14 protein-coding genes are annotated in these 15,463 nt (G+C 30.7%); all 14 read right to left on the bottom strand.

Translation table 11 applies throughout. From position 1 onward, the window contains the following. Positions 1–7: 7 nt before the first annotated feature. On the bottom strand, positions 8–970 hold the full coding sequence (locus tag J2Y40_RS21415; protein WP_153394950.1) for a glycosyltransferase family 4 protein: 963 nt from the start codon (positions 968–970) through the stop codon (positions 8–10). Further along, positions 970–1,875, bottom strand: coding sequence for an NAD-dependent epimerase/dehydratase family protein (locus J2Y40_RS21410; RefSeq protein WP_153394951.1), 906 nt, complete (start codon positions 1,873–1,875; stop codon positions 970–972). Before J2Y40_RS21410 ends, J2Y40_RS21415 begins: the two co-directional genes overlap by 1 nt. A gap of 3 nt (positions 1,876–1,878) precedes the next feature. Then, the gene (locus J2Y40_RS21405; protein WP_153394953.1) at positions 1,879–2,691 is read right to left on the bottom strand and encodes a glycosyltransferase; all 813 of its coding nucleotides are present in this window, start codon (positions 2,689–2,691) and stop codon (positions 1,879–1,881) included. Positions 2,692–2,695: 4 nt separating this feature from the next. Further along, positions 2,696–3,427, bottom strand: a complete 732-nt coding sequence (locus J2Y40_RS21400; protein ID WP_153394954.1) for a glycosyltransferase — start codon at positions 3,425–3,427, stop codon at positions 2,696–2,698. Continuing rightward, the gene (locus tag J2Y40_RS21395) at positions 3,417–4,487 is read right to left on the bottom strand and encodes a glycosyltransferase family 4 protein (RefSeq protein ID WP_153394956.1); all 1,071 of its coding nucleotides are present in this window, start codon (positions 4,485–4,487) and stop codon (positions 3,417–3,419) included. The genes J2Y40_RS21400 and J2Y40_RS21395 overlap by 11 nt, the downstream gene beginning before the upstream one ends. After that, positions 4,487–5,650 carry an EpsG family protein gene (locus tag J2Y40_RS21390; RefSeq protein ID WP_153394959.1) on the bottom strand — a complete coding sequence of 388 codons (1,164 nt, stop codon included), beginning with the start codon at positions 5,648–5,650 and terminating at the stop codon, positions 4,487–4,489. The genes J2Y40_RS21395 and J2Y40_RS21390 overlap by 1 nt, the downstream gene beginning before the upstream one ends. A gap of 4 nt (positions 5,651–5,654) precedes the next feature. Next, positions 5,655–6,500, bottom strand: a complete 846-nt coding sequence (locus J2Y40_RS21385; protein ID WP_153394961.1) for a glycosyltransferase family 2 protein — start codon at positions 6,498–6,500, stop codon at positions 5,655–5,657. After that, positions 6,497–7,222, bottom strand: coding sequence for a hypothetical protein (locus J2Y40_RS21380; protein WP_153394963.1), 726 nt, complete (start codon positions 7,220–7,222; stop codon positions 6,497–6,499). Before J2Y40_RS21380 ends, J2Y40_RS21385 begins: the two co-directional genes overlap by 4 nt. Continuing rightward, on the bottom strand, positions 7,212–8,468 hold the full coding sequence (locus tag J2Y40_RS21375; RefSeq protein WP_185151962.1) for a flippase: 1,257 nt from the start codon (positions 8,466–8,468) through the stop codon (positions 7,212–7,214). The genes J2Y40_RS21380 and J2Y40_RS21375 overlap by 11 nt, the downstream gene beginning before the upstream one ends. Positions 8,469–8,480: 12 nt before the next feature. Then, on the bottom strand, positions 8,481–9,557 hold the full coding sequence (locus J2Y40_RS21370; RefSeq protein ID WP_153394966.1) for a GDP-L-fucose synthase: 1,077 nt from the start codon (positions 9,555–9,557) through the stop codon (positions 8,481–8,483). 6 nt (positions 9,558–9,563) lie between these two features. Further along, positions 9,564–10,622: a GDP-mannose 4,6-dehydratase gene (gene gmd, locus J2Y40_RS21365; RefSeq protein WP_153394968.1), complete on the bottom strand. Its 1,059-nt coding sequence runs from the start codon at positions 10,620–10,622 to the stop codon at positions 9,564–9,566. A gap of 76 nt (positions 10,623–10,698) precedes the next feature. Further along, entirely contained in the window at positions 10,699–11,697 is a 999-nt protein-coding gene (locus tag J2Y40_RS21360; protein WP_153394970.1) for a mannose-1-phosphate guanylyltransferase, read from the bottom strand. A gap of 3 nt (positions 11,698–11,700) precedes the next feature. Then, positions 11,701–14,064 carry a polysaccharide biosynthesis tyrosine autokinase gene (locus J2Y40_RS21355; RefSeq protein WP_310001236.1) on the bottom strand — a complete coding sequence of 788 codons (2,364 nt, stop codon included), beginning with the start codon at positions 14,062–14,064 and terminating at the stop codon, positions 11,701–11,703. 62 nt (positions 14,065–14,126) lie between these two features. Beyond that, on the bottom strand, positions 14,127–15,428 hold the full coding sequence (locus tag J2Y40_RS21350; RefSeq protein ID WP_153394974.1) for a nucleotide sugar dehydrogenase: 1,302 nt from the start codon (positions 15,426–15,428) through the stop codon (positions 14,127–14,129). Between the last annotated feature and the right edge of the window lie 35 nt (positions 15,429–15,463).

Below are 15,463 nucleotides of genomic sequence, written 5' to 3'. Positions count from 1 at the left end.
TTTATCTCTATAAATTATATTCTTTTTTTAAGCTCCATTTTAATCCCAAATAGAGTGTTCCTGCCGGGATAAATATAATCAAAATAACCGCCCAAACCGGAAGTTCTGAATGAATTAAAAATATATTAACAATCAGCTGAGCTACAGCATACACTGTACTTACCAATAAATGTGAAATTTTTTTCTCGTTGGCAAACAGCTGATAAAGGTGTCTTCTATGGGCTTCAAAAATATTTTCTTTTAACAGGATTCTTTCAATGATTGTGAGAACGACTTCCATTCCGTAGATGGCCAGCAGCAGGATGAATTTGTATTCTCCGGTTCTCATGATCAGAAGAGCAATAAGGCCTATGACCCAAAAACCAATTCCCATACTTCCTACATCTCCCGCAAAACATTTGGCTTTTTTCCTAAAATTGAAGAACAGAAATACCAGGCAGGCTAAAACAGGATATATAATAAAATCATTATCTGTGAACTGAATCACCTCCTGATTGATATAAGCCAGGGAAGCCAAGGTAACAAGGCTATACATCCCGGTCATTCCATTAATTCCGTCCATAAAATTGTATGCGTTCAGGGTACCGATTATAATTATAAATAATACCGGCCATACCCAAAAAGGCATCAAAGTAAATGCTCCTGTGAAATATAGCAACAGGATCACCGAAATAAAATGAACAAGCAATCTTATTTTATTCGATAATGTTCTGATGTCATCAATGAAGCTTATGGTACATATTGCAAGAAGACCAAGACCGAATGACCAGTAATTTTCAATCGCTGAATTCAAATTAAATAAACAGAAAACAATGAATGCAACAGGAAAGATAATTCCCCCACCTCTTAAAGTAATCTGAGTATGGGCACTTCTGTGGTTTGGTTTGTCTATAATGTTGTATTTATCGGCTATTTTGAAGTAGATCAAAATTGAGATAAATAAGATCAGGGTGACGAGTATATATTCCATTATTTTTTAAAACTTTTGATGGTCAGTTCTAAACCTTCTCTTGCCGTTAAAGGCAATTCATCAATTTCTAACGCGTTTTTTATCTTTTGATTGGATACCAGTAAATTATTAGTCAGTTTTTTTAATTTTTTTGTATTCAATGGAATCGGTAAAAAATCTCCACACCTTGCAATTGCTTTCACCAGAAACCTGGGAAGACTGATATTGGGAATCTTGAGATTTTCAACTTTTTTAATGACTTCAATAATTTCGTTGGTAGCAACAGTTTCATCATCTGCAATATGATAAATACCGCTGTTTAAATTATTGTATTTCTGAATGATCTGTTCTATGTAAAAGATAAAATTGCCGATGGAGATAAAAGATCTTTCATTGTTGAACGAAGCCAGCGGATAGGGAATTCCTTTTGAAATGATTTTATACAGCAGTCCCAGGTTTCCTTTATCGCCCGGCCCGTGAACCATTGGCGGGCGGATAATAATCAGTTTTTTACCCTCTGGCAAGTATTGTTGTAACAGCCATTCTTCAGCTTTTCTTTTACTTTTTCCGTAAAGAGAAACAGGATTACACTGATCTGTTTCCAGTAATGGTTTAACAGACTCAAACTCTTCCAGTGCAGCCAGTGAACTGATATGAATGAATAATTCCGCATCTGTTTTTTTGAAAGCTTCAAATAGGCTCTGAGCCAGATCAACATTGGCAAAATAATAATCTTTTTCAGTTGCTGTGCCTTTATGGTCGTGTGCTTTTCCCACAAGATTAATGAAAATTTTGGTTTCTTCACTCAGGTTTTTCTCCCATTCAGAGTTTCGTAAAGAAATCTCCTGAACATCAAAATTCTGCTGTAAAGATTTTACTAAATTTTTGCCAATAAAGCCTGAACTTCCAAAAACGGCTATTTTCATAATTTATCTCAGTAGTTTTTTGTATAAGAAGGTTAAAATAGATTTGGGTAATATTCTGAGTGGTAATTTTACAATTCCCGATACTAAAAATTCCTTTCTATTAATATAATTTATTTCTCTTATTTTTGATAAAAATGCCAATTCTTTTTTTAGGTAAGACCAACCACTCCTCCTGCCAATCATATTATTTCCTATTCTAAAATGAAGCAGAGGTTCTGAAATATTTGCAATTTTAAATCCTTTATGTAACATTCTAACCCAAAGATAATAGTCCTCAAACAATGGCATATCTTGGTACGATCCAGCCTCAATAACAGCTTTCTTTCTAAACATCACAGTAGGATGATTCAGAGGATTTCTAAATTTAGAAAACTTCAATAAATCTTCAGAATTTACTGGCAAATTTCTAAACTGATTTAGGTCTCCAGGAATTAAATTAAATTCCTGTATCCCAGTACCTATAACACTAATAGAAGGATTTTTAATTAAAAACTCTATTTGTTTTTTAAATCGATCTTGATAGCAAATATCATCTGTATCCATTCTTGCTATAATATCATACAAAGCATGCTTAAGTCCAGCATTGAGAGCTTTTCCCAAACCCACATTAGCATCTAGGGAGACAATTGTAAATAAATCACTATATTTAGTACAATATATTTCTATACATTCATCCAACTCTTTTGTTAGTTTACCATCTTTGACAAGAATAATCTGACTAGGTTGGAGAGAATTATTTAGAATACTATCTAATGCTTTTTCTAAAAATTCAACTTTTTCTTTAAAATATACCGAAATCAAAACCGAAAAATCCATACCATTATATTTTAAAAATTAATCTCTTATAAATATCAAATAAAAATTCGGCTCTGTATAGTAATTTATACATCCAAGAATTTCTACTTACTCCTGAAACATTATTTGTATGTTGTCTATATAGCACAAATGATTCTTTTATAAATTTAATTTTTTCGGGGTGCTGATACGCCCATAAAATGCCAATCCAATTATCATGTAGTAGAAGTTTTTTTGGAAAAGGCAGTGCCTGTTTTAAGACTTCTTTTTTAAAGCACATACAACAGCCATGAAAAGGCATTTTTTTCATCATTTTATAAAAAGATATATCGATAGGATTTTCTTTCAAGAACTGTAATTCACTTACCTTACCTTCATTATCAATAATATCATAATTTGTAAAAAGAATATCGTATGTTTTTAGGTAATGTAAACATGTCTCAACCTTATTAGTCTTCCATATATCATCTTGATCAGCAAGAAAAATGATATCACCTTTAGCATATGACAACGCATTTTCAAAGTTTTTAGTGACAAGAAAATGCCTAGAATGCTTTCTATTATTGCTTTTAATATTCTGTTTTAAATGAATTCTATTATCATTTAAAGTTTTTATTATAGCTAATGTATTATCTGTGGAACCATCATCAGAAATAATGAGCTCATCATTTGAAGATAATTGATTCAGAATGGATACAACTTGTTCTTTAATGAACCTTTCTCCATTGTAGGTAGCCATACAAACACTAATCATCATTCAAAATTTTTTTAAATTTAGAAAATGCTTCTGCATTATCAAATTTTTTAATATGTTCATATCCTTTTTGGGCTATTGAATATCTGGTTTCGCTATTTTTAATTAATTCAATAATATTATCTGCCATACTTTTAATATCACCGGCTGGGCTAACTTTAGCGGTAGAATTATCTATTGCCATAGCTTGATATCCTTTGTTATCAGTACATACTATAGCACATCCACATTGCATAGCCTCACCTACGGTTAATCCCCAACCTTCTTCAATACTTGTTCCAACAAAAATGGCCGCATCATTGTAAAGCATTCTTAATTTTTCTTTTTCGGGAATTCTATAATAATTATATCCTGTAGGGAGATTTACTGGCTTCGGAAAAGTTCCAAATAAATTTACCTGTAATTCTGGTATTTCTTTTTTTACAAGGTCTAAAGATTTAAATCCATTTGCAACACCTTTATTGGGCGAAGTATGATAAAGCATTAAAACATTTGTATTTTGCCTGCTTTCCACAGGAACATCAAGATCAAAAACATTAAAATCAAATCCGTTTTCTACCAAATAAACTATTTCATTATTTTTTTTGATCAGTTCCATAAGCCATTCCGAAATAGTAACTTTTTTCATATTAAACTTCCATGTCTCATGAACCATATCATTCCCCCATTTCCAGTTTTCATAGCCCTGTATAAAATAGATTTTATCTGAATTTTTGCATTTGAATTCATTTAGATAATAAGCCGTTTCTATACTTGTACAAATATATTTATCTGCTTTTAAGATCCTCCGTTCTTCTAAATTCCAATTAAAATATAGTTTTATACTTCTATCAAGATCAAACCAGCCATAGGGTCTAAAATCACCAATTGTTTTAAAATAAATATACCTAGCTAGAGATTTTATTTTATTCTTAAAACTCTCTTTTCCAAAAAGACAACTTGAACCATATACTATAGAAACTTCATGTCCTTCCTTCACAAAATAATTCGCGTATTCATAGATAATTTTGTGCCCACCGATTGGCTTTTTGCCGTGTCCAGGCAATAAAAACATAATATGCATTAGTCTAAAAGTTTTCTATAATAAAACTCAATGATTTTAGTTCTTTCTTCAAAACTAGTTATTCCAAAAATAACATTATCATACTTGTTAAGTATAGGAGTATTTGTAAGTACTAATTTACTAACAAAAACTACTAATAAAAAATTAACAATCAGTATTCTATTGATCTTAATTCTGTTAAATAAATACATTAACGGAAATAATACACACAAGCTAAATGAAAACAATGCCGAAAATCTTGCTCTAAATACCAATACTTCTGAAAAATATAAGGTTGAAAAGCAGTACAAAAAAAATAGGTTTACAAAAATCAAATTATTTTCATTGATATTGATAATTTTTTTATAATTTTTAAAAACCCAATAGAGAGGAATTAATATATATAAAACCCCAAAAGTTATACCGGAAGATTCTGAAGTAATATAATGATCATTTTTTTTAGCAAACATTCCTCCAAGAAAGCCTGCCATTGCATTCGTAATAGTATTTAAATAATGGATCTGGAAAAAATAAATTATTAGTCCAATAATGGTAAATATAAAATATACTTTCTGATTATTTTTATGAATAAAAAAATAAAGCGGGAAATAAAAAATCGCAGAATTATGAAATGACAACCCCACAAGATTAATCAACATGAAAGGTAAAATTTTTCTTTCACTAATATATTTAATAGACAGCAGAAAAAGAAATATGGCTTTGATATTTCTAAGCATATTAATTTCTATTTCGCCACAGAATACAAAATATATAGTCAAAGCAAAAATAAAATATCCCTGACAATATCGTTTAATAAGTATTCTAAGTAAAAGAAGATCAACAAGAGAATTTACAAAGGAATAAAATATATAATTATCAGAAAATGTTTTAATAAGGGAAGTGAACACTAAAAAGCCAGGTTCGTAAGTAATGGTTTTGAATGTTTTTAGCGAGAGCTGGTTTATTGGAACTATATCTCTGTATAAATGTGTATAAGATATCCAGTCACTTGCTACATAACCTCTTAATCCGAAGAAAAGCAGAACTAAAATAAAGGCAAAGTTTCTTAGTTTATTTCTGGAGATAATCCTATCAATATTCTTTTGTTCTAAAATTGCACAGGCAAATAAAATTAAAAATATGAAGACGTAGGGAATACTATATTCTATACTGCTAAATTTCATCACATCATTTATTATTATAGAATTTCATTAAGTCAGGAAACAAAACAAATAAATGAGTAATAGTAAAAGACTTTATGGCTTTACCAAGAGAATAATGCCTTTTTAAAAATGAAAACCGCATAAACGGGTCATCTCCAAGTGGAGTATAGAGATTTTTAAACCTTTTTCTTAAAGAATTTTTTTTATCATAGCATGCTTCAATCTTTTCATGATCTTCACACTCTCCTACATAGTCTTTTGATAAAACAACTTCTAAATTCTGTTTTATTGCTCTTAATCCATAATCATAATCTCCAATTGCATGCCAGAATGTGCTATCCAGCATTCCGATTTTTTCATATACATATTCCGGAACAAAAACAAGATTACCATTCATCCATTCAATCTTTTGCAGAGTTCCATCCGGGTCCAAATTAACAGTTTGTCCTTTCAGTCTCCCTCCATAAGTTGTACGATTAGTTGCTGCAGATTTAAATGCTCCGCTTATAACTGCCTTATTATTTTTCTCTTCTGATTGGTTAATAAGACTAATCAATGAGTTTGGAAAAATATAACTATCATTATTAAGCCAAAAATATCCATCGTATTTTTTTTCTGATTTTTCAGCATACTTCCAGGAATTAATCATTCCTCTACACCAAAACAAGTCTCCTGTACCATCAAGTATTTTTACAGAAGGAAATAGCTTTCCAATAACTTCTTTTGTATTATCGGTTGAATGATCATCAGTTAAAATTATATCAAACTCACAATCCGGGCATAGAGCTATTGCCTCTTCAAGCTGTGAGAGACATTTTTTTGTAAAATCAATCCGATTAAAAACAGTTAACAATACTGCAAATTGTTTCATTTTAAAAAGTTTTTTAAATAAAAATTTTTAATCTTAAAAATAAGTAATTGTATAATATTATAGTTTTTGGTATATTCTTTCCCCGTAGACCCCGATATTCCTTCGATAATAACAGTTCTTTTCAAACCTAAAAAAGGGAAGCCTTTTTTATTCATATCCTTTATCTGTTCTGCAAGTAAATGTTCAAAATACATTCCTTTTGAATCATTAATATTTTCTTTTCTTTCTACAAAGGACTTCAAAAAATTATAATTACTTATAAAGAAATGAGAATATGCCTTATCTTTCTTCCACGTCATTTCAGCCATAATATAATTCTTATTCTCAACAGGAAGATCTTTAATGAGATTATTTAAGTTGATTACACATAACCTTCCTGTAATTTTAATGATATATGCTTTTTCATTTTTTAAAAAATAAGAATTTTGTAATGCATGTTCTATAATTAAAGCTTCACCATAACCTTTTCCTAAAGCTTTATCAAAATTATTGCCATCAAATGTCAGATATTCAATTCTTTCATTTTGTAAAAAAACAGGATCAATATTAAATAAAGTATTTTCAACTATTAAAATCTTATGATCAGTAGTATTTAAATAATAGGTAATTGCATTGTAATATTGTTTTATCCTTGTATTTTCATCATTAATCTTAGTAAAAGACATACCTGCCGGATTTACGCAACAAGTAAGAAGTATAATGATATCTTTTTTATGATTCATGTAGCAAGTTACTTTTCTTTATTGTAAATAACAATAAAATAAATATAATAATTTCTGTAAGTGTAGCACATATAACCGCTCCATTTTCTTTAAATATGATAACAAGAGGAGCAATAAAAGTTAAACTAAACACACAACCTATCATAACTATATTAAGCAGCTTCTTTTTCAAGCCAAATGTTATAAAAATGTTGATAGCAATAACACCATTAATTACAGAAAATAGAGGCAATAGTACCGAAAACCTTAACACTTCAGCTGATTTCATAAATTCTCCAGTTTTAAACATCAATGATATGATTAAATCAGAAAAATAAAAAATCCCAACTCCTAATACTAAACATATTACAGCAATTGCATAAACGATTTGATTTACAAATTGCAAACATTTTTTCTTCGAAGTATTATAGTAAACATTTACTCTCGGAAAAACAACTTGTGTAACGGAAGAAAGCAGTGCTATCAAAGCTCTTATAATTTTATCTGCTGCGGAATAAATTCCTACAGAAGTATTACCAGCAATTAAGCCTAAGATTATTGTATTAGTTGTTGTATAAAGATTACTAGAAAGACTGGTTGCAAAAATATGCCAGCTATTAGCAATTTGTTTTTTAACACTTTTAATGCTGGGCCTGATAAAGATTACTAATCTCAAGTAAAATAATAAAGCCAGACTTAAAATGGCAGATAAAAATGTTGATAAAACCTGAATTAACAGAGCTAAATTATAATCAGAAACTTTTTTCACCAACCAGAAAGTTATTAAACACATTACAACTCTTGGAATAGTATTAATAATTGTAATAAAGCCCATCTTTTCAGTTCCTTGAAAAAACCAAACAGGAAATAACACTGCAGATACTACATTAACAAAGCTTATAAAAAAAAGAGTACTATCTTCTCTAAATCTCCCAAACAGGAGTAATATTGCTCCAAAGACAATAAAACTGATAATAAGCAACAAGGACTTTGCAAACATTGTATTCCAAAATGTTTCACTTATTTTAATTTTATCTCCCAAAGCATCTGCAATTTCTTTTGTTGATGAAACATTAAAACCAAAATCGGTAAATAATGTAAAATATGCAACAAATGCTTGGGCAAACATAATTCGTCCAAAATTTTCTGATCCTAATACTGTTCCTAAGTACGGAAATAAAAAGAGAGGAATAATATAATTTGCAATTTGCAATACAAAAAGATACGAAAAATTTTTGCGAAGGACTTTATCAGAAAGAAGTTTCAATTTAATAAATAATTATTTAATACTCTTTAAATACCAGTTATAAATCTTATTAATTCCATCTGTAATTTCAATACGATTCTTCCATCCTAATGAATTTAACTTTGATACATCAACCAGTTTTCTCATTGTTCCATCTGGTTTAGAAGCATCAAAAAGAATATTTCCCGAAAATCCTATTTCCTTAGCAATCAGGTAAGATAGATCTTTTATTGACAAATCTTTCCCGGTTCCAATATTGATATGGGTGTTTCTTATCTCTTTTTTATTGGAAATAAGATCTGCAAAGTCTATATTTTCCATTAAGAAAATACAGGCATCTGCCATATCTTCACTCCATAAAAACTCCCTCATAGGTTTACCTGTTCCCCACAATTCTACTCTGTCTTTAAATATCCCGTATTTTGACAACGTTTTTTCTATCGTCTCATTAGTGTCGGCTCCTGAAACAGACTCTACAGGTCTTTTATGTAAATCATTCCGAACGGCATCCCAATCGTCATTCATTAATGAATTAGCTAAATAAATTTTCCTGATCATTGCTGGTAAAACATGGCTTTTTTCCAGATCAAAATTATCATTAGGACCATACAGATTAGTAGGCATTACCGAAATAAAGTTCGTTCCATATTGGATGTTAAAGCTTTCACATAACTTTATTCCAGCTATTTTAGCAATAGCATAAGGCTCGTTAGTATACTCTAATACATCTGTAAGAAGTTCATTTTCATCAATAGGCTGATGGGCTTCTTTAGGATAAATACATGTACTTCCTAAAAAAAGAAGCTTTTTTACGTTATGTTTATATGACTGGTAAATTACATTCTGCTGAATCTGGAGGTTATTGTATATAAAATCCGCCCTGTAAGTATTATTTGCCATAATTCCTCCCACATACGCAGCTGCCAAAAATACATATTCAGGTTTTTCTTCTTCAAAGAATTTTTGTGTAGCTTCTGCATCCATCAGATTGAGTTCTTTGGAAGTTCTCCCGATCAGATTTGTAAATCCATTTTCAGAAAGCTGTTTCCAAATTGCAGAGCCTACTAATCCTTTATGCCCTGCTATATATATCTTACTATCCTTTTTCATTAAATACTAACGTTTTTTTACATATTCCAGGTCATGTTTTACCATAATTTCTACCAATTCATCAAATGATGTCTGTGTTGGATTCCATCCTAACAGTGTTTTAGCTTTTGTAGGATCACCTAAAAGCTGTTCAACTTCTGCGGGTCTGAAATATTTTGGATCAACTTCCACCAAGATCCTGCCCGATTCCGCATCTATTCCTTTTTCATCAATATCTGTCCCCTCCCAGCGAATTTCTATATTTGCCACTTTAAAAGCTTTTGTAATAAACTCACGCACCGTATGCATTTCACCTGTAGCAATTACAAAATCTTCGGCCTTATCATGTTGAAGCATAAGCCACATACATTCTACATAATCTTTTGCATATCCCCAGTCTCTTAAAGAGTCTAGATTTCCCATATAAAGTTTTTCCTGAAGCCCCTGTACAATCCTTGCTACAGCCAATGTAACTTTTCTGGTCACGAAGTTTTCTCCCCTCCTTTCACTTTCGTGATTAAATAATATTCCGTTTACGGCAAACATATCATATGATTCTCTATAATTCTTGGTAATCCAAAAACCATATTGTTTTGCTACTCCGTAAGGGCTCCTTGGATAGAATGGTGTAGTTTCTTTTTGAGGAACTTCCTGAACAAGACCAAATAATTCAGATGTTGAAGCTTGGTATATTTTAGTTTTCTTCTCCATTCCTAAAATTCTTATGGCTTCTAATAATCTCAATGTTCCAACAGCGTCTGTTTCGGCTGTATATTCAGGTACATCAAAACTAACTTTTACGTGACTTTGAGCAGCCAAATTATATATTTCATCAGGCTGGGTAAGTTGTATGATTCTCATTAATGAACTAGAGTCTGTCATATCACCATAATGAAGGTTTACCAGCCTTGCCTGATGCATATCCCTCACCCATTCATCAAAATAAAGATGTTCTATTCTGTCTGTATTAAAAGATGATGAACGACGAATAATTCCATGAACTTCATATCCTTTTTCAATTAAAAATTCAGCCAAAAAAGATCCGTCCTGTCCTGTAATTCCTGTGATTAATGCTACTTTTCCCATATTTGTATTCTAATTCCTTTTATATTTGTTTCTGATATTATTATAAATCATAATTTATGTAGGTCTATTCTAAAAATTATGTTAGTGTAGATCCTGATTTTTCTAAATTTTCATATATATACTTAACATCCTGAGAGTTTTCTTTATTTAAAACCAATATTACATCTCTAGTATCTATAAGTATTGAATTTTTCATTCCTATAAACTGGGCAAACTTTTTTTCGTCCCCGATATACATATTTCCGTGCTCATCAACCGGGTGTCCATTTCTTAGAAGATAATCATATAATGAATCAAAAGCCCCTAAATCTGACCAAAAAAAGTCTGATTTAACCATTTTGATTTTTTTACTTTTTTCCATAACGGCATAGTCTATACTTTTGGAAGGAATTACTTTCATTAATTCTTCTGATATAGATGCATCTTCATTTCTATTTTCCCAAGCAGTTTTAGCCGTTTTGAATATTTCAGGATCATGAAGAAGCAATTCATCAAGCATGACACCTGCTTTAAAACAAAACATTCCACTGTTCCACATAAATTTTCCGCTTTTGACAAATTCAATAGCAGTTTCTCTGTTGGGTTTTTCCCGAAATCTTAATACTTCTCTTCCTTCATATTCAATATAACCATATCCCGTTTCAGGCTTGTCTGGATTAATTCCAAAGGTTGCAATGTATCCTTCTTTTGCAAGGCTTAAAGATTCATTGACAGCTTTCTCATAAAAGCTGTCTCCGTCTATTATATGATCTGAAGGAGTCACTAATAAGATATCTTCTCTATCGGCAGCAAAACACGCTAGAGCAATTGCGGCGGCAGTATTTCTTGGTAATGGTTCTGTAATGGACAAAACGGGTTTATCCATGTCTTTCAACCATTTTTCTCCAATTTTAGAATTTTCAGAATTTGATATAACAATTAAGCTTTCAACAAATCTCTTATTTCTATTAATTGTCAGACTGAACAAAGAATCTCCTTGAAAGATTTCAAGATATTGCTTAGGATTATGTTTTCTAGATAATGGCCACAATCTGGACCCCACCCCTCCACTTAAAATGACATTTTTTATGGACATTCTTTATTTATTAAGTATTTTTTGCCACCATTTTTTTTCTTCTACAGTATATCCGTAACCATATTTATTACCATAGCCAAAATAATCTTTACTAACATCATTTAGAACAAATCCTGTATTCTTAATTTTCTGAGAATCTATATTTCTATTGGCAAAATCAATCAATGTTTTTTCGGTATATTGGGATCTTGTTACATAGAGTGTGGCATCTGCCAGCTCTGCAAAAAGTAATGTATCTGTAACCAACATTAAAGGTGCTGTATCTAAAATAATATAGTCATATTTATGTTTTAGTTCCTCAATTAATACTTCATATCTTCCGTTGGTAAGAAGCTCTGTAGGGTTTGGAGGAATACTTCCTGAATATATTACATCCAAATAAGGATTAAATGTTGAAACATGAATAATTTCTTCAAGTTTAGTTTTATCAGAATATAAATACTCTGTAAGACCTGAAAGCCCCTTTCTAGCTTTATTATATCTCTGAAGTTGAGGATTTCGTATATCAGATCCAATAATAATAACTTTTTTACTAGGAGTTGCTAATGTAAGGGCCAGATTTACGGAAACAAAAGTTTTCCCTTCTCCCTTCACTGTTGAAGTAACAAACACAACTTTTGCTTCTTTTTTCTTTGGTAGCATAAAATTCATATTTGTAATAAGAATTCTAAATGCTTCTGCCAAAGGAGAAATATCATTAACTTTCACCAATTCATCCTGTCCTTTGTTTAAACTTGGAATCTCACCAATTATTGGCTTACCATGTGATAATTTTTCCAAGTCATGTTTAGATTTTACTTTATTGTTAATTAATTCTTTTATATATATATAAATGATAGGCGATACGATTCCCATCAACAAAGCAGCCATTAAAAAAACTAATTTTTTAGGAGCCACAGGTTTGGGAGATGCATATGCATAATCTACAATTCTTGCTTTATCTGCTGTTACTGCAAGGGATATTGCTGTTTCTTCTCTTTTTTGTAATAAAATTAAATATAAACTTTCTTTGATCTGCTGCTGTCTTTCTATATCTCTGAATAATTTCTCCTGTTCCGGAATCTTAGAAATCTTGGAAGAAACTTTTTGTTGCTCAGCCAGATACTGATTTTTCGCAAGCTGCAAACCTGTGCCATTTTTTCTAAGACTTTCAACAACAGAAGCTCTCAAAGAATTGATTTGTTTATTAAGATCAATTACTATCGGGTTTTGAGGAGTTGCGCTTTCCAGTAATCTGTTTCTCTCCAGTACTAGTTGATTGTAAGAACTTATACTTCTAACTGCTTCATCATTTTGCAATCCAACATTTGTAGGAAGCACTTCGCTATTCCCTTGTTTAGACATATAGCCTATTAAAGCATTTGTGAGATCAAGTTGAGCATCAACTTCTATTTGTTTTGAACGAGCTTCTGCTGAACTTTCTAAACCAATTTTAGCTTCAGTTACCAGATCTGTAATTTGATTTGAAGATTTAAATCGTTCTTTTTTATTTTCAACTTCACCTAAATCATTAGCAATGATATTTATTCTTTCATCTATAAAATCTCTCGTACTTGCAGATTCAGAATTTTTATCTTTAATAGCATCATTGTTATATACGGTTACAAGTTTATTTAAAATATCTTTTGCCTTATCTGTATTTGGATAATTTAATGAAAGTACAATAACCGTTGCATCTTTATCTGCAAGACCAACATTCAATATTTTTTGTACTCCATTTACAGCACCTTCTAATGTAGAATAAGTAAAATTTAAGTTTGATAGTTCTCCTGCTTTATCTTTATTAAATTTAGGATTTTTTAAAAACATGATATTCGCATAAGGCAAATTTACAGTCTTACCAAACGATGTTTGAATATCTTTTGGTAGTTCTTCAGATGATAAAGTAAGTGTGTTATTTGAAATTTTAATAAAAACAGGTTCTTTTGGTAAATCGGCAAGTGGTTTTTCGTTGATAACCTTTATAATGAAGGGACTTGTATCTTTGTATAGTTCTCTTGATGAAAAGCCTTCTCCCTCATGGATTGTTGTGTATAGGCCAAGAGAAGTAACAACATCTGTCATTAGCTTTTTTGACTTGAAAATTTCAATTTCATTTTCAATACTGTTTGTACCCATACCCCCAATTCCAGATAAGTCCTGTAATACGCCAAAATCACCACCGACAGTAGGAGTTTTTTTAGCATCTTTAATCAAAACAGATGATTGAATGCTATATACTGGTGTAACAAATTTTAAATAAAAGTAAACTAATATTAAAGCTATTACTGGCATAATAACAAACCATATCCAATTTCTTAAATACGGTTTAATTATTTCTAAAAAATTGATTTCATTTTCTGATTCCTCAACGACTGGACTATTCATTATTTAATTTTAAATTACAGTATCGATTGATTTTAAACTTTTGCTATTAATTTTTTTGTGTTTTATAATCTGGCATCCACCAAGTTTCTGTCTAAACATGCTTTTGCATCAAAAATAATTGCATTCTCTTTTTTCATATTCTTTATATCCATTGTCAAAAACTCATTATGAGCAACTGCAATGATAATAGAGTCATATTTTTTACTGGAAGGCTTTTCATTTAGAATTACAACTCCATATTCATGTTGTACTTCTTCTTTATTCGCCCAAGGATCAAAGATGTCAACCTCAATTCCATATTCTTTTAATTCTTTGTAAATATCTATAACTTTAGTATTTCTTACATCTGGGCAGTTTTCTTTAAATGTTACTCCCAAAATCAAAGCCTCAGAATTTTTTATCATATTTCCTTTAGCTATAAGAAGTTTAACTACTTTAGATGCAATAAATTTTGCTATAGAATCATTTACTCTACGCCCAGATAAAATAACATCGGGATGATATCCTAACTGTTCTGCCTTATGTGCTAGATAATACGGATCTACTGAGATACAATGACCTCCTACTAGCCCTGGCTTGTACTTTAAAAAATTATATTTGGTTCCTGCTGCTTCCAAAACATCATTAGTATCAATTCCTATTCGATCAAAGATGAGAGCTAGTTCATTGACAAATGATATGTTAACATCCCTTTGGGCATTTTCAATTGCTTTAGAAGCTTCTGCAACCTTAATACTTGGGGCTTTATGGGTGCCCGCCGTTATGATTTTTTTATATAAATTATCTACTTCGATTGCTATTTCGTCCGTTGAGCCCGATGTAACTTTTTTTATACTTGTTAATGTATTTATTTTATCTCCCGGATTAATTCTTTCAGGGGAATATCCTACATAAAAGTCTTTATTAAATTGCAATCCTGAGTATTTTTCTAATATAGGAACACATTCTTCTTCGGTACATCCTGGAAAAACGGTAGACTCATATATTATTATATCATCTTTTTTGATGATCTCACCAAGCATTTTAGAGGCATATATTAAAGGCTTTAGATCAGGAGAATTATATTTATCTATAGGTGTGGGAACTGTAACTATAAATATATTGCAGTCTAAAATTTCTTTCAGATCATCGACAGCCTTATATCCTATCTTTCCTTGGGATTCTTTATAATTGTTTAAAGCAGATTTTAGTTTTGCCTCATCAGATTCCAATGTGACATCCCTTCCTTCATTCAATTGAGATATTCTAACAGAATTCACATCAAACCCTAAAACAGGGAAATAATTCGAAAACTCTAGAGATAGCGGTAAACCAACATAACCCTGCCCGATTACTGCTATTCTATATGATTTAATTTCATTCATTTTTAGTATTTTTTTTGCAACCAGAAAGAATTTAA

Source organism: Chryseobacterium sp. 2987 (assembly GCF_031456375.1).
In the GTDB taxonomy this organism is placed as follows: Bacteria; Bacteroidota; Bacteroidia; order Flavobacteriales; family Weeksellaceae; genus Chryseobacterium; species Chryseobacterium vaccae.
This window is presented reverse-complemented; position numbering and strand designations above follow the sequence as displayed.

Bases quoted from the DNA above. Each gene is read 5' to 3' on its own strand.
- J2Y40_RS21390 (WP_153394959.1), bottom strand. From the start codon at position 5,650: ATGAAATTTAGCAGTATAGAATATAGTATTCCCTACGTCTTCATATTT.
- J2Y40_RS21410 (WP_153394951.1), bottom strand. From the start codon at position 1,875: ATGAAAATAGCCGTTTTTGGAAGTTCAGGCTTTATTGGCAAAAATTTA.
- J2Y40_RS21395 (WP_153394956.1), bottom strand. From the start codon at position 4,487: ATGCATATTATGTTTTTATTGCCTGGACACGGCAAAAAGCCAATCGGT.
- J2Y40_RS21405 (WP_153394953.1), bottom strand. From the start codon at position 2,691: ATGGATTTTTCGGTTTTGATTTCGGTATATTTTAAAGAAAAAGTTGAA.
- J2Y40_RS21360 (WP_153394970.1), bottom strand. From the start codon at position 11,697: ATGTCCATAAAAAATGTCATTTTAAGTGGAGGGGTGGGGTCCAGATTG.
- J2Y40_RS21385 (WP_153394961.1), bottom strand. From the start codon at position 6,500: ATGAAACAATTTGCAGTATTGTTAACTGTTTTTAATCGGATTGATTTT.
- J2Y40_RS21350 (WP_153394974.1), bottom strand. From the start codon at position 15,428: ATGAATGAAATTAAATCATATAGAATAGCAGTAATCGGGCAGGGTTAT.
- J2Y40_RS21380 (WP_153394963.1), bottom strand. From the start codon at position 7,222: ATGAATCATAAAAAAGATATCATTATACTTCTTACTTGTTGCGTAAAT.
- gmd (WP_153394968.1), bottom strand. From the start codon at position 10,622: ATGGGAAAAGTAGCATTAATCACAGGAATTACAGGACAGGACGGATCT.
- J2Y40_RS21415 (WP_153394950.1), bottom strand. From the start codon at position 970: ATGGAATATATACTCGTCACCCTGATCTTATTTATCTCAATTTTGATC.
- J2Y40_RS21355 (WP_310001236.1), bottom strand. From the start codon at position 14,064: ATGAATAGTCCAGTCGTTGAGGAATCAGAAAATGAAATCAATTTTTTA.
- J2Y40_RS21370 (WP_153394966.1), bottom strand. From the start codon at position 9,557: ATGAAAAAGGATAGTAAGATATATATAGCAGGGCATAAAGGATTAGTA.
- J2Y40_RS21400 (WP_153394954.1), bottom strand. From the start codon at position 3,427: ATGATGATTAGTGTTTGTATGGCTACCTACAATGGAGAAAGGTTCATT.